General features: G+C 62.6%; 11 protein-coding genes and 1 pseudogene. 9 read left to right on the plus strand and 3 right to left on the minus strand.

The features are described 5' to 3' along the window. Positions 1-4: 4 nt before the first annotated feature. Both emrC and C1926_RS14690 read right to left on the minus strand, forming a co-directional pair. Positions 5-1,498 carry a multidrug efflux transporter outer membrane subunit EmrC gene (gene emrC, locus C1926_RS14685; RefSeq protein ID WP_108759681.1) on the minus strand — a complete coding sequence of 498 codons (1,494 nt, stop codon included), beginning with the start codon at positions 1,496-1,498 and terminating at the stop codon, positions 5-7. Beyond that, complete coding sequence (locus C1926_RS14690; RefSeq protein ID WP_108746304.1) at positions 1,495-1,938, minus strand: MarR family transcriptional regulator; 444 nt, start codon at positions 1,936-1,938, stop codon at positions 1,495-1,497. Before C1926_RS14690 ends, emrC begins: the two co-directional genes overlap by 4 nt. Positions 1,939-2,115: 177 nt before the next feature. Between C1926_RS14690 and C1926_RS14695 the strand changes: the two genes are divergently transcribed. After that, complete coding sequence (locus C1926_RS14695) at positions 2,116-2,991, plus strand: helix-turn-helix transcriptional regulator (RefSeq protein WP_254057276.1); 876 nt, start codon at positions 2,116-2,118, stop codon at positions 2,989-2,991. A gap of 59 nt (positions 2,992-3,050) precedes the next feature. Then, the gene (parC, locus tag C1926_RS14700) at positions 3,051-5,294 is read left to right on the plus strand and encodes a DNA topoisomerase IV subunit A (RefSeq protein ID WP_108759683.1); all 2,244 of its coding nucleotides are present in this window, start codon (positions 3,051-3,053) and stop codon (positions 5,292-5,294) included. Between the two features lie 229 nt (positions 5,295-5,523). Here parC and C1926_RS14705 read toward each other — a convergent pair whose 3' ends face one another. Further along, on the minus strand, positions 5,524-6,468 hold the full coding sequence (locus C1926_RS14705) for an IS481-like element ISStma3 family transposase (RefSeq protein ID WP_108759684.1): 945 nt from the start codon (positions 6,466-6,468) through the stop codon (positions 5,524-5,526). A gap of 80 nt (positions 6,469-6,548) precedes the next feature. On the opposite strand from C1926_RS14705, the pseudogene C1926_RS14710 reads away from it, so the two are divergent. The 7 genes and pseudogenes from C1926_RS14710 to C1926_RS14735 all read left to right on the plus strand — a co-directional run. Beyond that, positions 6,549-8,012, plus strand: a pseudogene (locus tag C1926_RS14710) (DUF2345 domain-containing protein); the annotation flags it as partial. A gap of 3 nt (positions 8,013-8,015) precedes the next feature. Beyond that, positions 8,016-8,867: a DUF4123 domain-containing protein gene (locus C1926_RS14715; protein WP_108759686.1), complete on the plus strand. Its 852-nt coding sequence runs from the start codon at positions 8,016-8,018 to the stop codon at positions 8,865-8,867. Continuing rightward, positions 8,860-11,601, plus strand: coding sequence for a T6SS effector BTH_I2691 family protein (locus C1926_RS14720; protein ID WP_108759687.1), 2,742 nt, complete (start codon positions 8,860-8,862; stop codon positions 11,599-11,601). The genes C1926_RS14715 and C1926_RS14720 overlap by 8 nt, the downstream gene beginning before the upstream one ends. Before the next feature lie 3 nt (positions 11,602-11,604). Beyond that, positions 11,605-12,654, plus strand: a complete 1,050-nt coding sequence (locus tag C1926_RS14725; RefSeq protein ID WP_159095115.1) for a DUF6708 domain-containing protein — start codon at positions 11,605-11,607, stop codon at positions 12,652-12,654. A gap of 47 nt (positions 12,655-12,701) precedes the next feature. Continuing rightward, entirely contained in the window at positions 12,702-12,968 is a 267-nt protein-coding gene (locus C1926_RS21550; protein WP_159095116.1) for a hypothetical protein, read from the plus strand. Positions 12,969-13,274: 306 nt separating this feature from the next. Then, positions 13,275-13,583, plus strand: a complete 309-nt coding sequence (locus tag C1926_RS14730) for a hypothetical protein (RefSeq protein WP_159095117.1) — start codon at positions 13,275-13,277, stop codon at positions 13,581-13,583. Between the two features lie 97 nt (positions 13,584-13,680). Beyond that, positions 13,681-14,730, plus strand: coding sequence for a DUF6708 domain-containing protein (locus C1926_RS14735; protein WP_159095118.1), 1,050 nt, complete (start codon positions 13,681-13,683; stop codon positions 14,728-14,730). The last annotated feature ends 11 nt before the right edge of the window (positions 14,731-14,741 follow it).

Raw genomic sequence — 14,741 nt, forward strand, 5'->3', positions numbered from 1 at the left:
GTCTTCAGGAATGCGAGGAATCGGAATGGGAGGCGATCGGTGCGGCGTCGGCGTCACTGGGCTGGAAACCACCGCCCAATGCCTTGCTCAGGCGCACCGAGGTCTGCACCTGCTGCGACTGCAGGCCGGCCAGCTGCTGCTGCGACTGCAGCAGGATGGACTGCGCGCTGAGCACGTCCAGGTAGCTGCCGATGCCGGCGCGGTAGCGCTGCTGGGCCAGGCCGAAGGCGGCGCGGGAGGTATCCACCGCCTGCTGCTGTGCCTGCGCCTGCTGGGCCAGCGAACGCACCGCGTTGACCTGGTCGGCCACGTCGCGCAGCGCATCCAGCACGGCCTGGTTGTAGTTGGCCACCGCCAGGTCGTACTGCGCGTCGGTGTTGTCCAGGTTGGCGCGCAGCTTGCCGCCTTCGAAGATCGGCAGGCTCAGCGCCGGGCCGATGTAGGCGAAGGTCGAGCTGCTCTTCAGCAGGTCGCCCACGTTCGGGGCGACCACGCCGGCCAGCGCGGTCAGGTTGAAGCTCGGATAGAACTTGGTCTTGGCGACCTTGATCTGCTTCTCGGCCGCTTCCACGCGCCAGCGCGCGGCGACGATATCCGGGCGACGGCCCAGCAGTTCGCTGGGCAGCACGCCCGGCAGCTGCAGGGCCAGCGGGTTCAGCGCCTGCGGGCGTTCGATCGACAGGCCGCGGTCCGGGCCCTTGCCGACCAGCGCGGCCAGCGCGGTGCGGCCGGCGTCGATGCGCTGCTGCGCGGCCAGCAGCTGCTGCTGCGCGGCCGGCACGCGGGCTTCGGCCTGGCGCACCTGCAGGTCGCTGTCGATGCCAGCGCTGCGGCGCTGGCGGGTCAGTTCCAGCGACTTCTGCGAACGCGCCAGTTCCTCCTCGGCCACGTCGTTGAGCTGCCAGGCATAGGCCAGCTCGGCGTAGGCCTGGGCAATGCCGGTGGACAGGTTCAGGCGCGCGGCCTGGGCGTCCACGGTGGCGGCATGGGCGCCATCGACGGCAGCTTCCCAGGCGGCGCGCTTGCCGCCCCACAGGTCGATGCCGTAGCTGAAATCGAAGGCGACCTGGCTGCTGCCGCCATAGCGGCCGCCCAGTTCGTCACCCAGCATGGATTCGGGCAGGCGCAGGCCGGTGTAGCCGCCGGACACGGACAGGCTGGGCAGGCGGTCGGCACGGGCCGTACCTACCTGCGACTGTGCCTGGCGCAGGCGCGCGTCGGCCGCGTCCAGGCTGGGGTGGCCGGCCAGGCCTTCGCTGATGAGGGCGTCGAGCTGGGCGTCGCCCAGTGCCTTCCACCAGTCCTGGGCCGGGAAGCCGGTGGCGCTCAGGTCGCTGTCGGCCAGGGTGCGCTCGCTGTGCAGGCTGTCCACGTCGAGCACGTGGCCCTGCGGGTTCAGGCCACGGCTGCTGGCGCAGGCGGCCAGGGCCAGGGCCAGCGCTGAAACCAGCAGCGCGCGCCCGGACCGGCGGAGAGTGGGATGCGGGATCGGGTTCATGGGGTCGTCAGGGAATCGCGGATTCGGGTCAGGAGGGACAACAGCAGCGTGCGTTCGTCGGCAGACAGATCGCGCAGGGCGAAGTCCATCACCGCGTCGCCGCGCTTCTGCAGCCGCGCCCACAGGGCACGGCCTTCATCGGTCAGAACGATCTGCAGGGCCCGCCGGTCCTGGCTGTGCGGCTCGCGGCGCACGCATCCCAGGGCTTCCAGCTTGTCCAGCAGGCGGGTCACCGCGCTGGGCACCTGGTCGATGGCCTGGGCCAGTTCGTTGGCGGTGCACGGGGCCATGCGGGCCAGCAGCTTCAGGCCGATGTAATGGGTGAAGCCGATGCCGAGGTCTTCTTCGGCCATGGAGGCATCGAGCTGGCGGACCAGGCCGTCGCGCACCTGGCGCAGCAGCAGGCCGAAGCTGGGGGGGTTGGAGGACGGACAGATCATGGGGGAGCATTTTCTTCCAAAAAAAATATTTCTCAATGGAAATATTCGATCTGGCATCGAATGCTGTGTTGCAGCAACGGGCTCGATCAGTGAAGGCGCTACCTTAATGGCGCCCGGAACTGGCCCGGTAGTACAATCCAGCCAATGAATGTCACATTCCAGCCACCCCCGCCGGTCATGACGGCAGGTGAACCGGGCCCGCCCACCCTCCTCCGCGAGGTGGCGATGGACTGGTTCGAGCGCAACGATGGCCCGCCGGTCATCGGTTTCCGCTTCGACAGCCCGCAGGGCCTGGCCCGTGAAGTGGACTGGCACCACCACGCCCGGGCGCAGCTGATCTACGTCGAGCGCGGCCTGCTGACCACCCGCACCTCGCACGGCACCTGGTCGCTGGCACCGGGTTCGGCCGGCTGGATGCCGCCGCTGGAACCGCATACGGTCAGCCTGGACGGGCCGATGCGCGGCTGGGGCATGGCCCTGGCGGCGCCGACCTGCACCGAGCTGCCCTCAGACCCCTGCGTGCTGGGCCTGTCCAAGCTTGCGCAGGCAGTGGCCGAACGCATCTGCGAATGGCCGCTGGACTACGTCCTCAGCGACGACCGCGAGCACATCCTCAGCGTCATGCGCGATGAGATCCGCACCGCGCCGCGCCAGCGCATGCACCTGCCGATGCCGCGCGACCGCCGCCTGCTGAAGATCGCCTCGCAGCTGCTGGCCGAGCCCTCCGACGAGCGCAGCCTGGCCGAATGGGCGCACTGGGCCGGCCTGTCGCCGCGCAGCCTGACCCGCCACTTCCGCGACGAGACCACACTCAGCTTCGCCCAGTGGCGGCAACAGGCCCGCCTGGCCGAGGCGCTGCGCCAGCTCAGCGAGGGCCGCAGCGTGGCCGATATCGCCCACGCGCTGGGCTTCAGCAGCGCCAGCGCCTTCGTCACCGTGTTCCGCCGCCACTTCGGCCTGCCGCCCGGGCGCTACCTGGCGCGGGTCGGCCATGGCCTCGAACCGGGGCTGGATCCGGCGCGTGGCTTGGCATCCCCCGCCGCATCCGGATAATCAGTGCATTGAGAGCGCCGACCGCCGTCTTCGCCTCCCGACATAGGTAACAACGCCGCATGACCGAACCTGCCCGCCCCGTATTCCACGGTTTCGAACAACTGCCGCTGCGCGAGTACGCCGAACGCGCCTACCTCGACTATTCGATGTACGTGGTGCTCGACCGTGCCCTGCCGTTCATCGGCGACGGCCTGAAGCCGGTGCAGCGCCGCATCATCTATTCGATGAGCGAGCTGGGCCTGAATGCCGCGTCCAAGCCGAAGAAGTCCGCGCGCACCGTCGGTGACGTGATCGGTAAATACCACCCGCATGGCGACAGCGCGTGCTACGAGGCGCTGGTGCTGATGGCGCAGCCGTTCTCCTACCGCTACCCGCTGATCGAGGGCCAGGGCAACTTCGGCTCCAGCGACGACCCGAAGTCGTTCGCGGCGATGCGCTACACCGAATCCAAGCTGACCCCGATCGCCGAAGTGCTGCTGGGCGAACTGGGCCAGGGCACCACCGACTGGGCGCCGAACTTCGACGGCACCCTGCAGGAACCGACCTGGATGCCGGCGCGCCTGCCGCACCTGCTGCTGAACGGCACCACCGGCATCGCCGTGGGCATGGCCACCGACGTGCCGCCGCACAACCTCAACGAGATCGTCAGCGCGCTGCTGCACCTGCTGGACGATCCCGATGCCAGCGTGCGCGACCTGTGCGAGCACGTGAAGGGCCCGGACTACCCGTCGACCGCCGAGATCATCACCCCGGCCAACGACCTGCGCACGATGTACGAGACCGGCAACGGCAGCGTGCGTGCGCGTGCGACCTTCACCAAGGAAGCGCACAACGTGGTGGTCACCGCGCTGCCGTTCCAGGTGTCGCCGTCGAAGGTGATCGAGCAGATCGCCGCGCAGATGCGCGCCAAGAAGCTGCCGTGGCTGGAAGACGTGCGCGATGAATCCGACCACGCCAACCCGGTGCGCGTGGTGCTGGTGCCGCGTTCCAACCGCGTCGACGCCGACCAGCTGATGGGCCACCTGTTCGCCACCACGGACATGGAGCGCAGCTACCGCGTCAACCTCAACGTGATCGGGCTGGACGGCCGTCCGCAGGTGAAGAACCTGAAGATGCTGCTCAGCGAATGGCTGGCGTTCCGCAGCACCACCGTCACCCGCCGCCTGCAGCACCGCCTTCAGAAGGTCGAGCGCCGCCTGCACCTGTTGGAAGGCCTGCTGGTGGCCTTCCTCAACCTGGACGAGGTGATCCACATCATCCGTACCGAGGACGAACCGAAGGCGGCGCTGATCGCGCGCTTCGGCCTGTCCGAAGACCAGGCCGAGTACATCCTGGAAACCAAGCTGAAGCAGCTGGCCCGCCTGGAAGAGATGAAGATCCGCGGCGAGCAGGACGAGCTGGCCAAGGAGCGCGAGAAGATCCTCGGCATCCTCGACAGCAAGGCCAAGCTGAAGAAGCTGATCCGCGACGAACTGACCGCCGACGCCAAGAAGTTCGGCGACGCACGCCGTTCGCCGCTGGTGCAGCGCCAGGCCGCGCAGGCCATCGACGAGACCGAGCTGGTGCCCAGCGAGCCGATGACCGTCGTGCTGTCGGAGAAGGGCTGGATCCGCGCGGCCAAGGGCCACGACATCGATGCGTCCACCCTGTCCTACCGCGATGGTGATGCCCTGCAGGGTTCGGTGCGCGCGCGCAGCACCCAGCAGGTCGCTTTCCTGGACAGCGAAGGCCGCGCCTACTCGACGCCGGTGCACACCCTGCCCTCGGCACGTGGCAATGGTGAACCGTTGACCGGCCGCTTCTCGCCGGCACCGGGCACCAGCTTCGTCACCCTGGCCAGCGCCGAGCCGGATGCCCGCTTCGTGCTGGCCTCCAGCCACGGCTACGGCTTCGTCACCCGCTTCGAGAACCTGATCGGCCGCAACAAGGCCGGCAAGGCGATGCTGAACCTGTCGTCCGGTTCCTCGGTGCTGACCCCGTCGGCCGTGGCCAACGTGGCCACCGACCGCATCGTGGCGGTGACCAGCTCGGGCAACCTGCTGGCGATCGCCGCCAACGACCTGCCGGAACTGGACAAGGGCAAGGGCAACAAGATCATCGAGATCCCCAAGGCCAAGCTCGCCACCGAGCGGGTGGTGGCGATCGTGGCGATCAGCCCGGGCCAGACCCTGCAGGTGCGCAGCGGCCAGCGCACGATGGGCCTGAAGTTCAACGAGCTCGACACCTACCTCGGCGCCCGCGCCACCCGCGGCCACCTGCTGCCGCGCGGCTGGCAGAAGGTGGAAGGGTTGTCGGTGGAGTGACGGGGAACGGGGGTCAGAGCCGTTTTCGTTGAAAACGGATCTGACCCCGGACACGACGTCAGACACGAAAAAGCCGGGGATTCCCCGGCTTTTTCGTTTGTCGGCTGGCGGGCGGTGGAGCAGCTGGCGGGCGAAGGCTGGCTGGCGGTGCTCCGGTGCTGGCGGGCGACGTTGCTTTGTGCGCCTGGTAGAGCCGACTGTTAGTCGGCTGCCCTGCAAAAGCAGCCGACTAACTGTGTAAACCCACCACGTTGTTCAGCGGCACTCTGGAGATAGGTGGCTGGCCACCAATGGCCATATGGGGACGGTGCCAGTTGTAGTGGTGCAGCCATTGGTTCAACACGGAATTGCGCTGGTCCGAGGATGCGTACTCGCAGGCGTAAGCCCACTCGCGCAGGCTGGTCTGGATGAATCGCTCGGCTTTGCCATTGGTCCGCGGCGTGTAGGGCTTGGTTCTGATGTGCTTGATCCCAAGGGATCTGAGCAGCTTGGCAAAGGCGGTGGAGCGATAGCAGGCACCGTTGTCGGTCAGGATCCGCTTGAAGGTGATTCCCAGGCTGGCGTAGTACTGCAGGGCGCCCAGTAACGCCTGGCAGGCGGTTTCGCCCTGTTCGTTGGGGTGGACGCTGCTGAAGGCGACCCGGGAGTGATCGTCGATGGCCACGTGGACATAGCCCCAGCCACCGCCAGCGGCGTTTCCCCTGCGCTTGGCATCGGTTCTGTGCCCTGGCCGCTGGAAGTTGCCCAGCTTTTTGATGTCCAGGTGCAGCAGCCCTCCGGGCTGATCGTATTCGTATCGGATGACCTCCTTGGGCGGATCAAGCCGACACAGCCGATTGAGGCCGTGGGCGCGCATCAGCCTTGAAATCGTACTGTGGCCGACCCCCAGCGCCTTGGAGATGGTCAGGTAGGTCTGCCGTTTACGGCGCTGCTCCTTGATTTGCTCGACTACGGGAGCAGGTGTGGAATGCGGCGTCTGGTGAGGCCGTGAGCTGCGGTTTTCCAGCCCCGGTGCCCCGAACTGGCGGAATCGGGCCAGCCACTTGTAGGCCGTACGCACACTTACGCCGCACGCTTGAGCTGCTTCTTCCGGGCGTAGGCCCTCGTGGAGGATACGGCGGACCAGAAGCGCTCGACTAAAGGGCGTCAAACGGGCATTTTTATGATTGTTCATCCGGGCTCTTTGGGGGCTGGAACGGTGTGGTAACCACCATTTTCCAAAGATGTCCCGGATGAACAACGTACAGAGAGATCACACTCAGCGCGATCGTGGTCAGCGATGGCGACCCGCTGCTGTCCGACCGCGATCACCGCATCAAGGTGCAGTTTCCGTGGCAGCGCGGTGGCAACGCCAGCAACGGTTTGGCCCACCCGGGTGGGGACGACAACGCCCCGGCCAACGGCGGTGCCTGGACCTGGGTGCGGGTGATGACCCCATGGGCCGGCGACAACTGGGGCGGCGTGGTGCTGCCACGGCGCGGGCAGGAAGTGCTGGTGGCGTTCCTGGAAGGCGACATCGATCGCCCGGTGGTGGTCGGCGCGGTCTACAACGGCCGTGGCCAGCAGGATGCGCAGCACAACCAGATCAACGGCGGTGGCGGCAACGCCACCGGCAACGCGGCGGCGTGGTTCGAGGGCAATGACCACGCGGCGGTGTATACCGGCTTCAAGAGCCAGGCGCTGGCCGACAGCCAGGGCGGCACCGGCGGCTACCAGCAGCTGCGCTTCGACGACACGCCCGGGCAGGGCCGAGCCCAGCTGTCCACCACCCAGCACGAGACCACGCTGACGCTGGGCCACCTGAAGGGCGGCCAGGACAACGTGCGCGACGGCGAGCGTGGCTTTGGCGTGGAGCTGGCCACGCAGGCACAGGGCGCACTGCGCGCTGGCCGCGGCCTGCTGCTGACCACCGAGCAGGGCACGCCGCAGATGGCCGCGCCGCAGGCGCTGGCCCAGCTACAGGAAGGACAGCAGCTGCTGCAGCAGCTGGCCGAATCGGCAGCCAACCAGCAGGCGCAGTTGCCGAGCGACCCGGCCGAGCTGCCCGCGGACACCACGCTGGGCGAGCTGCAGGAACACCTGCGTGCGACCCACAGCGGCAGCACGGCCGGCAGCATCACCGGGGGCGATGGCGAAGCACCCGGCTGGAGCGCCCCGATTCTGTTGGGCAGTGGCGTGGCCGGCGTACTGAGCCTGACCCCAGCCGACCAGGTCTGGGTGAGCGGCACGCACACCACCCTGGCCAGCGGCGTGGCACTGAACTGGATGACGCAGGGCTCGCTGACGCTGGCGGTTGCCGGCGGCCTGGTGCTGTACACCGCCGGTGTGCAGCCCAGCGGCGAGAGCCCGAACCAGGAGCGCGGCATCGCGCTGCACGCCGCGCAGGGCAAGGTCAGCGCACGCGCGCACAAGAACCAGGCGATCGTCGCGGCCAAGACCCAGGTGCGCATTGCCAGCACCGAAGCAGACGTGATGCTGTCGGCGCCGAGCAAGCACCTGCTGGCGACGGCGGCAGGGGCCTACATCCGGATCGAGGGCGACAACATCGAGCTGGGCGCGCCGGGGAAGGTGGAGTTCAAGGCGAGCCAGCGGGAGTGGGTGGGGCCAGCGAGTGTGCCGGGGGAGGCGAAGATGCCGACTGGTACACACAAGGCATGTGAGTTCCGGGTGCGTGCCGCCGAAAAGTCTGGCGCGGGCCTGGTTCCGCTCGGTGGCTGACTGATGCAACTCGACCATCGCCTGTTCGAGGCCCACCAGTACGCGTTGATCAACCCACTACAGATTGATCGCCGAATTGCCCAACTGTGGCCGTGCGAACCAATCGTGCCCAAAGAACTACAAGGGCAGGAGCATCTGTTCCCGTATCTGCTGCGACTAGGCGAAATGTCTGCCGATACCCGCCTTGCTGCTCTGGATGAAACTGTCCACTACGCCCGGGAGCATGACAGGGTTCCATTCTCCGCCCTGCTGGTCAGCGATGCGGGACCGGAGCACGTCCGAAATCAACTCGCGCGTGGACTAGTGAGGAAGGTAGATGGCGAGCGCATGTTGTTCAGGTACTACGACCCTCGCGTCTGGTGTGCGTTGACTTGGATTCTATCCACCTCGCAATTGGATGCCCTCTTGGGACCTGTTCAGTCTTGGACAGCTCCAAGCGCAAAAAGAGACATCTGGCGTACTTATGAAAGCAAAGGCACGGGCAGTGATGAATTGCCTCTGGCGCCAGGCCAGGTGCATGCCATTTCCTCGTTGGCATCTATCAATAGAGTGATTGATAGGCTGCTCCGCGTAGACAATGGGATCGATGATCACAGTGTCTCCAAGCAGGTATACGACGAAATGTTGAGTGCCGACGCACTCGGATTGGCCGATGCCGATGACCAGGAGGCATTTGCATTCGTCTCGATCACCCAGCCGCCAGGAATTCATGAAGCGCCTATGTATCAGGAAGCCATCCGCATAGCTCGTCTTGAGCCCGGTGCATACAGAAGCATCGTCACAGCCGCGCTTGAAGATGATGAGAGCGAGCCACCGTTGAAGCAGCAGGATCAAGGAGTTTGGCAGCATGGATAAGAAGCCGACGCAGTCGTGCGACCCTGCAAAAAAATGTGAAATCTGTGATCAGGTCGGCCTGCCGATTCTCCCGCTGCGATACGCGATCAGCCGTACCGATGTGAAGGAGGTTTGGCAGGGTCCTGCTCTGGGGGGAGCCTTTGGCAAAGACGTTACAAATATTGCCCTGCCTGCGAGTGAAGCTCGCTATACCCTCCGGCTCGCTCGCCAAGGCTATCTCTACGTGTTCAACGAGGTTCGTGGGGAGTGGAAGGGCTACCAGATCACCAGCGACTCCTACCTGCTGGAGTTCGACCCGCATGCTGCGCCCCCGCCTCTTGAAGAATTCGAGCCCTCGTGCGCACGCATGGCTGACTCCCAGGTTGCGCGCTTCGTAACCGTGCCAGATCCCAAGCGCGCGGGGAAAGTATGGTTCGGTTTTACTGAAGCGCCGTGGCCCAAGGAAGTTCTGGAGCGCAATCGGCGATCAAGCGAGCGCAAGAAGCATATGCGCTGCGTTGACGTACAGGCATGGCTCAAGGGCAAGATGTTGGACCATGCAGGAAACGTCGAAGACGCCCCAGCGTTGGTCAGCGAATTCAAGTTCGGTAGAAGGGTCCGCGAGCAGCAGGAGGTGACCATTCCGCTGTTGCCGCCGATCCCCCCCACACCCCCGGTCAAAGCGCAGTCCAATGGCGTCGATGACATAATTACGAGAACCATCGAGTCGGTTGAGGTGTATGCCAATCCGGGCTTTTCCTTCTCATTTGTGCCATTTGTAAGGTGCAAGCAGGATGTTCCTGGAATGGAAGCCTGGCTTGAGAAGAGTGCGGTTGGCTCTCGTCCGATGATGCTTGCCTTGAATGATCCGGCCGGACTCACCCAGGAGCTCTCAGCACTGATCCGGCAGAAGACCAGAGAGTTTGAGGAACAGGATGACCGGGCCTGGAAGCACGCGACATCTGTCGCCATTCGCGGGATCCGGCAGGCGATCGAGGATCAGGCGGCTGCCGATAAACTAAGCAAGGTTCGCGCCAGCGCCTACACTGGCCGTGCGGCAATGGAGCTCTATGCTGCGGGGGTCACGAAGATGCGCGAGGAGTTGACTGCTGAAGAAGATAAAGATGCCAGGGACTCCGCGTGGGACCGGTATCGGGATGATTACAGCCAGGACAAGCTTGACCAGTTCGATACCAACTTGGGCCCGCAAATGGAGCGCTTTACCGCCACCCATTTGACCCCGATCGCCCAAAGCCTAGTGCTCTGGTACAAGGATGATGATTTTAGAACATGGCTGGCATGCAACCACCATGACGAACTGTCTTACAGTTCAATGAGGTTAACTGAAATCGTAGACAGCACGCTTGATGGCGTCGTTGGCTTCGAGTGTGTGCAAGGTGCGGTCCTTGCAGACCTGGCTGGGCGTTTTCAGGACATCAAAAACTGTACGGTTCGAGCGTTGACCTTGAATGACAAGATCGCCGCAGAAGTGATCGAAAGGGAGTCAAAAACCTTTCTGAGCAATGCAGACAATGCTGGGGCGTGGTCAAATATCTTCAAGGCCTACGGACATGTTTTGGACCGCGGAGGCAACCGGCCTCAGGAGCTGCAGCACGGTTTGGGATTGGTTGCGGGACTTGTCTTCAAGGCTTCTGGAGTGATCGTCACGGCGCTGTCAAAAGCCGGATCGGCCGTCGTGAAGGCCGGTTTGAACATATCCATCTCTGCCGCTACCAGGAACAATTTGGTTGGCCTCCTCGGGGTGCTTTCCGGAAAGCGCATTCAGAGGGTTGGTATTCGTGCGTCTGAGCGTGAAATGGCGCACTTCCTGGTAGAAGCGCTTAGTGAGGGCCAGGTCGGAGTAAACAAGCGCGAGCTGAGGGCGCGTGTCGATCAGCATCTCCGTCAGGAGCTCAGCGAGCGTAGCGGCGCACGCGTAGCCACAGGTGATCGCAACGCACGGGGTAGGAAGGTCTTTGAGTGGGCCGTTTTCTGGGACAAGGAGGCGATGGCGGCCGTGCGGAATGGACAGCCGGGCGCCATGGCAAATATGCTGATGAGCGAAGAGCAGGTGAGGGTGCTGGTGAGAAATCGCGCCGCGCAGTATACCGCTCCGCATGTCAGCTTGGACGTACGCTTGGGCGTTGTCGGACTGATTCTGGATGCTTGGAACGTTGCGGATTCGTACGGCAAGCTGGATGTCGAAAAGGAGGGCCCGGCTGGTCGTAGACAGTTGAGTCTCGCCTCCGCACTGGTCGGATTTGCGGGTACAAGTGTTGAACTGACGGGCATGGCCTTAGCCAAGACCACGTGGGGAAGAACGGCCTTGGCGGCCGAGATCAGATTTGGTGCAATTGAAGTCGCAAGCACGGGCGCATTTGTGGGCTTTCTCGGAAAATTGTTAGGTACAGTCGGCGGATTGCTAGGTGCTGTTGTTGATGGGTGGAAGGCGTATGAAGCATACAAACGAGATGACGTTCCGATGATGGCGTTCTACACCGTAACTGCGGTGTCCGGGGCTGTTGTCGCGATATTAATGCTGGCCGGCGTCATGACGGCTGGCGTCGGCTTCATTGTGCTTTTGGTTCTGGGGCTTATCAGCATGCTTGGAGAGTGGCTTATTAATTTGATTCGAGATGACAAGATCGAGAGGTGGCTTGATATGACGCCGTTTGGAGTGCATGAGCACGGTAGGTTCGAGTCGCTAGAGGCGCAGGGTGAGGCGTACAATGCAATGCTTCCTGCGGGAGCCTGAACAGTGAGTCAGTTTGCAGGCTGGCTTGCCCAGCGGTATCGCAACAATCGTCCATTGACCGAGTATGAAAAGCGCGCCGATGTGCGCCAGTTTGACTCATCTACGTTCACTCCAATCGATAAGGGGGTCATCGCCATTGATGATGATTATCTGGAGTATGTTGATCGTCACTTCCGATATCGAGGGTGGGCCGCGATGTGGGCGTGTGTAATTCTGGGGCTTGTACTTGCATTCGTCCTGGCGATCGCATACGCAACCTTGGAGATTCATGCCGAAGGGAAGTCCGTAAGTCAGGAGATGGCAATCACGGTCGGTGTGCTCGGCGTAATTATTCTCGGTCTCGGTGCCTTTACTTATTGGATGCTTCTCAGTAGAGATATCTTCAGGTATCAGTACTACCCGGTCCGTTTCGATCGGCGTGAGATGAAGATTCACATCTTCACTGGTGGACGCGATAAGGCGATGTCAGTTCCATGGGAAGACGTAAAGTTCGTCATCGGAAGAGACAAGCCGACGGGGCCTGGTGAAGGCTATACCTATGACCTCCGAGGGTTGGTGTTGCGAGGCAATCAAGTCGTTCACACCTTTGCCGTTGGGTCAGACAGTGGTCCTAATCCCGCCATCACGCTCGCCCAATGGGAAATGATCCGGCGCTTCATGGAGGAGGGACGTTCCGCACTGCCGTTTCCGCCGCTGCAGCTCTACACCTCGGTTGAGCCCAGTTTCCGCAATGCGTTCATCATCCACGTGTCATCTGCAGGTGAAGGTTTGATGTTGATTGCGCTGCCGCTGACCTTGCCCTGGGCGCTATTCCGCTTCCTTGCGATGAAACTGTGCCGTAAGCCGGTTTGGCCTGCGGCAGTGCTAGGACATGGAGCCTCTACAAATTCAGGAACACCCCCGCTCCGCGCGCCTGCTGTCTATGGTCGCGTGAATCGAGAAGGGGGGCGGGCGGATGAGATGGAGCGCTTCTGGAAGGAGTCGATTGCGGCGGCCAAGGCTCGCAATGACGAGGTGCGTGAGCAACTTCAGAATGGCTCAATCAGCGTTTGATGTAGCGAGCGGGTGCGCCTGGAACTGGTAGGGAGCTTGCAGGCAGCGTGATCGTCGTGCGCGCCTGCGGCCCGGAAGGAGCGCAGGCCGCGCGGCAGCGGGAAGCGCAGGCAGTCGATGCGGATGTCGCATGCAGACCATGTAGAAGCTCGGGGCGTCCGGGAAGCGCCATGGAACAGGCAGGCATCCGGTGGGCACTGAATATTGGATTTTGGAATCTACGCTCGTCGATGGCGAATGATGCGCTGATATTCGCGAATTTAACCGGTCTTGAAAAAATTGACGCTGATTTCCGGATGCACGATACAGCATGATTTAACTTCGCCTTCAACTGCGCTGAAGCTTCCGGAGAAGAGTCACCAAGCATCACCGCGATCCTTCACCCATGGTAGCGTGATGGATGTGTATGAACATGGGATCTCATTTGTCGATCAAATGAGTGCCATGCGCGGGTATGCCGGTAGCGCAGGTTGGGTTGGTCTATTCACCGTGGGATTTGGTCTTTACATCTCCATTTTTGTGATGGGCTTCAGTTGGGTGGCGGTTCTTGAGTTGGTTTTGTTGGTAATTGTTCTGGTCCCGTCTGGACGCCCGGTGAGATGCGGTATCAGGACTTCGCGGTGACCCTTGGCGAAGCGTTGACCATTGCGCAGCCTCTCATTGGTCCAGGTTTCCATCAGTACTGGAAAAAGGGCCCAGCGATGTGGCTGCTCGGTACTCTCGGCCTGATCGCGCTACCCTTGACCGCGTTCATTGGACTCAATCGCTACGTTAGTTATCGATTGCAGCGGAAGCCACGATGGCCAGCCGAGATCCTGCGATCGGTGGGGGCCGGTCCGTTCACCGATGCAATTCTGAGAGAGCGGCTCAGCCTGGAGAAGCCGGCTGCGACTGGAAAGAAGCGATCCAAGCCTTCGTCGCCCATCTGAATGTAAAGGTGCTGAGATGAGCCAAGAGATACCGAATGGGGTTGACCGCTTGCCGACACGGTCCTGTCCTGCCTGCACGCTGATGGGTAACTAAGCAATGAGCCAATTCGCCGGCTGGCTCGCTCAGCGATATCGCAACAATCGTCCATTGACCGAGTATGAGAGGCGCGCCGATGTGCGCCAGTTTGACTCGTCCACGTTCACCCCGATCGATAAGGGAATCATCGCTATTGATGATGATTACATTGAGTATGTTGATCGTCACTTTCGATATCGAGGGTGGGCGCTCATGGGGGCGAGCGTGTTCATTGGGCTGGGGCTTACATTCCTTGTCGCGATATTGCATGCGACCGTCTCGCTGGTTGATCGAGTGGGTGCGCTCGAAACGGGCGATGCGTATGCAATCGGAGGCCTGATCGCTCTCATTCTTGGACTCCTGGCATTCATCGTCTGGAAGTTGCTCCTGCGAGATGTCCTGCGCTATCAGTACTACCCGGTCCGTTTCGATCGGCGTGAGATGAAGATTCACATCTTCACTGGTGGACGCGATAAGGCGATGTCGGTTCCATGGAAAGACGTGAAGTTTGTCATCGGAAGAGACAAGCCAATAGGGCCTGATGAAGGCTTTACCTATGACCTCAGAGGCTTGGTGATGCGCGGCGATCAAGTCGTTCACACCTTTGCCGTTGGGTCAGACAGTGGTCCAGATCCGGCGATTACGCTTGCACACTGGGAAATGATCCGGCGCTTCATGGAGGAGGGTCGTTCAGCACTGCCGTTCCCGCCGCTGCAGCTCTACACCTCGGTTGAGCCCAGTTTTCGCAATGCGTTCATCATCCACGTGTCATCTGCAGGTGAAGGTCTGATGTTGATCGCGCTGCCGTTGACATTGCCATGGGCGCTGTTCCGCTTCCTTGCAATGAAGCTGTGCCGTAAGCCGGTATGGCCGGCGTCCATCGTAGGCAGTGCGGTGCATGGCCTATCTGATCTGCCGGCACTACGTGCGCCGGCTGTGTACGGTCGGGTGAATCATGCGGATGGGCGTGCCGATGAGATGGAGCGCTTCTGGAGAGAGTCGATTGCAGCGGCGAAGGCCCGTAATGACGAAGTTCGTCAGCAGCTGACAGCGGCCACGACGAAGGCCTGACGCCGGAGGCG

Origin of the sequence: Stenotrophomonas sp. ZAC14A_NAIMI4_1, from assembly GCF_003086915.1 — a bacterium.
Taxonomy (GTDB): domain Bacteria; phylum Pseudomonadota; class Gammaproteobacteria; order Xanthomonadales; family Xanthomonadaceae; genus Stenotrophomonas.

What these genes read in the sequence shown, in the direction of transcription:
- emrC (WP_108759681.1), bottom strand. Translation starts at nt 1,498, where the DNA reads ATGAACCCGATCCCGCATCCCACTCTCCGCCGGTCCGGGCGCGCGCTG.
- C1926_RS14690 (WP_108746304.1), bottom strand. Translation starts at nt 1,938, where the DNA reads ATGATCTGTCCGTCCTCCAACCCCCCCAGCTTCGGCCTGCTGCTGCGC.
- C1926_RS14695 (WP_254057276.1), top strand. Translation starts at nt 2,116, where the DNA reads ATGACGGCAGGTGAACCGGGCCCGCCCACCCTCCTCCGCGAGGTGGCG.
- parC (WP_108759683.1), top strand. Translation starts at nt 3,051, where the DNA reads ATGACCGAACCTGCCCGCCCCGTATTCCACGGTTTCGAACAACTGCCG.
- C1926_RS14705 (WP_108759684.1), bottom strand. Translation starts at nt 6,468, where the DNA reads ATGAACAATCATAAAAATGCCCGTTTGACGCCCTTTAGTCGAGCGCTT.
- C1926_RS14715 (WP_108759686.1), top strand. Translation starts at nt 8,016, where the DNA reads ATGCAACTCGACCATCGCCTGTTCGAGGCCCACCAGTACGCGTTGATC.
- C1926_RS14720 (WP_108759687.1), top strand. Translation starts at nt 8,860, where the DNA reads ATGGATAAGAAGCCGACGCAGTCGTGCGACCCTGCAAAAAAATGTGAA.
- C1926_RS14735 (WP_159095118.1), top strand. Translation starts at nt 13,681, where the DNA reads ATGAGCCAATTCGCCGGCTGGCTCGCTCAGCGATATCGCAACAATCGT.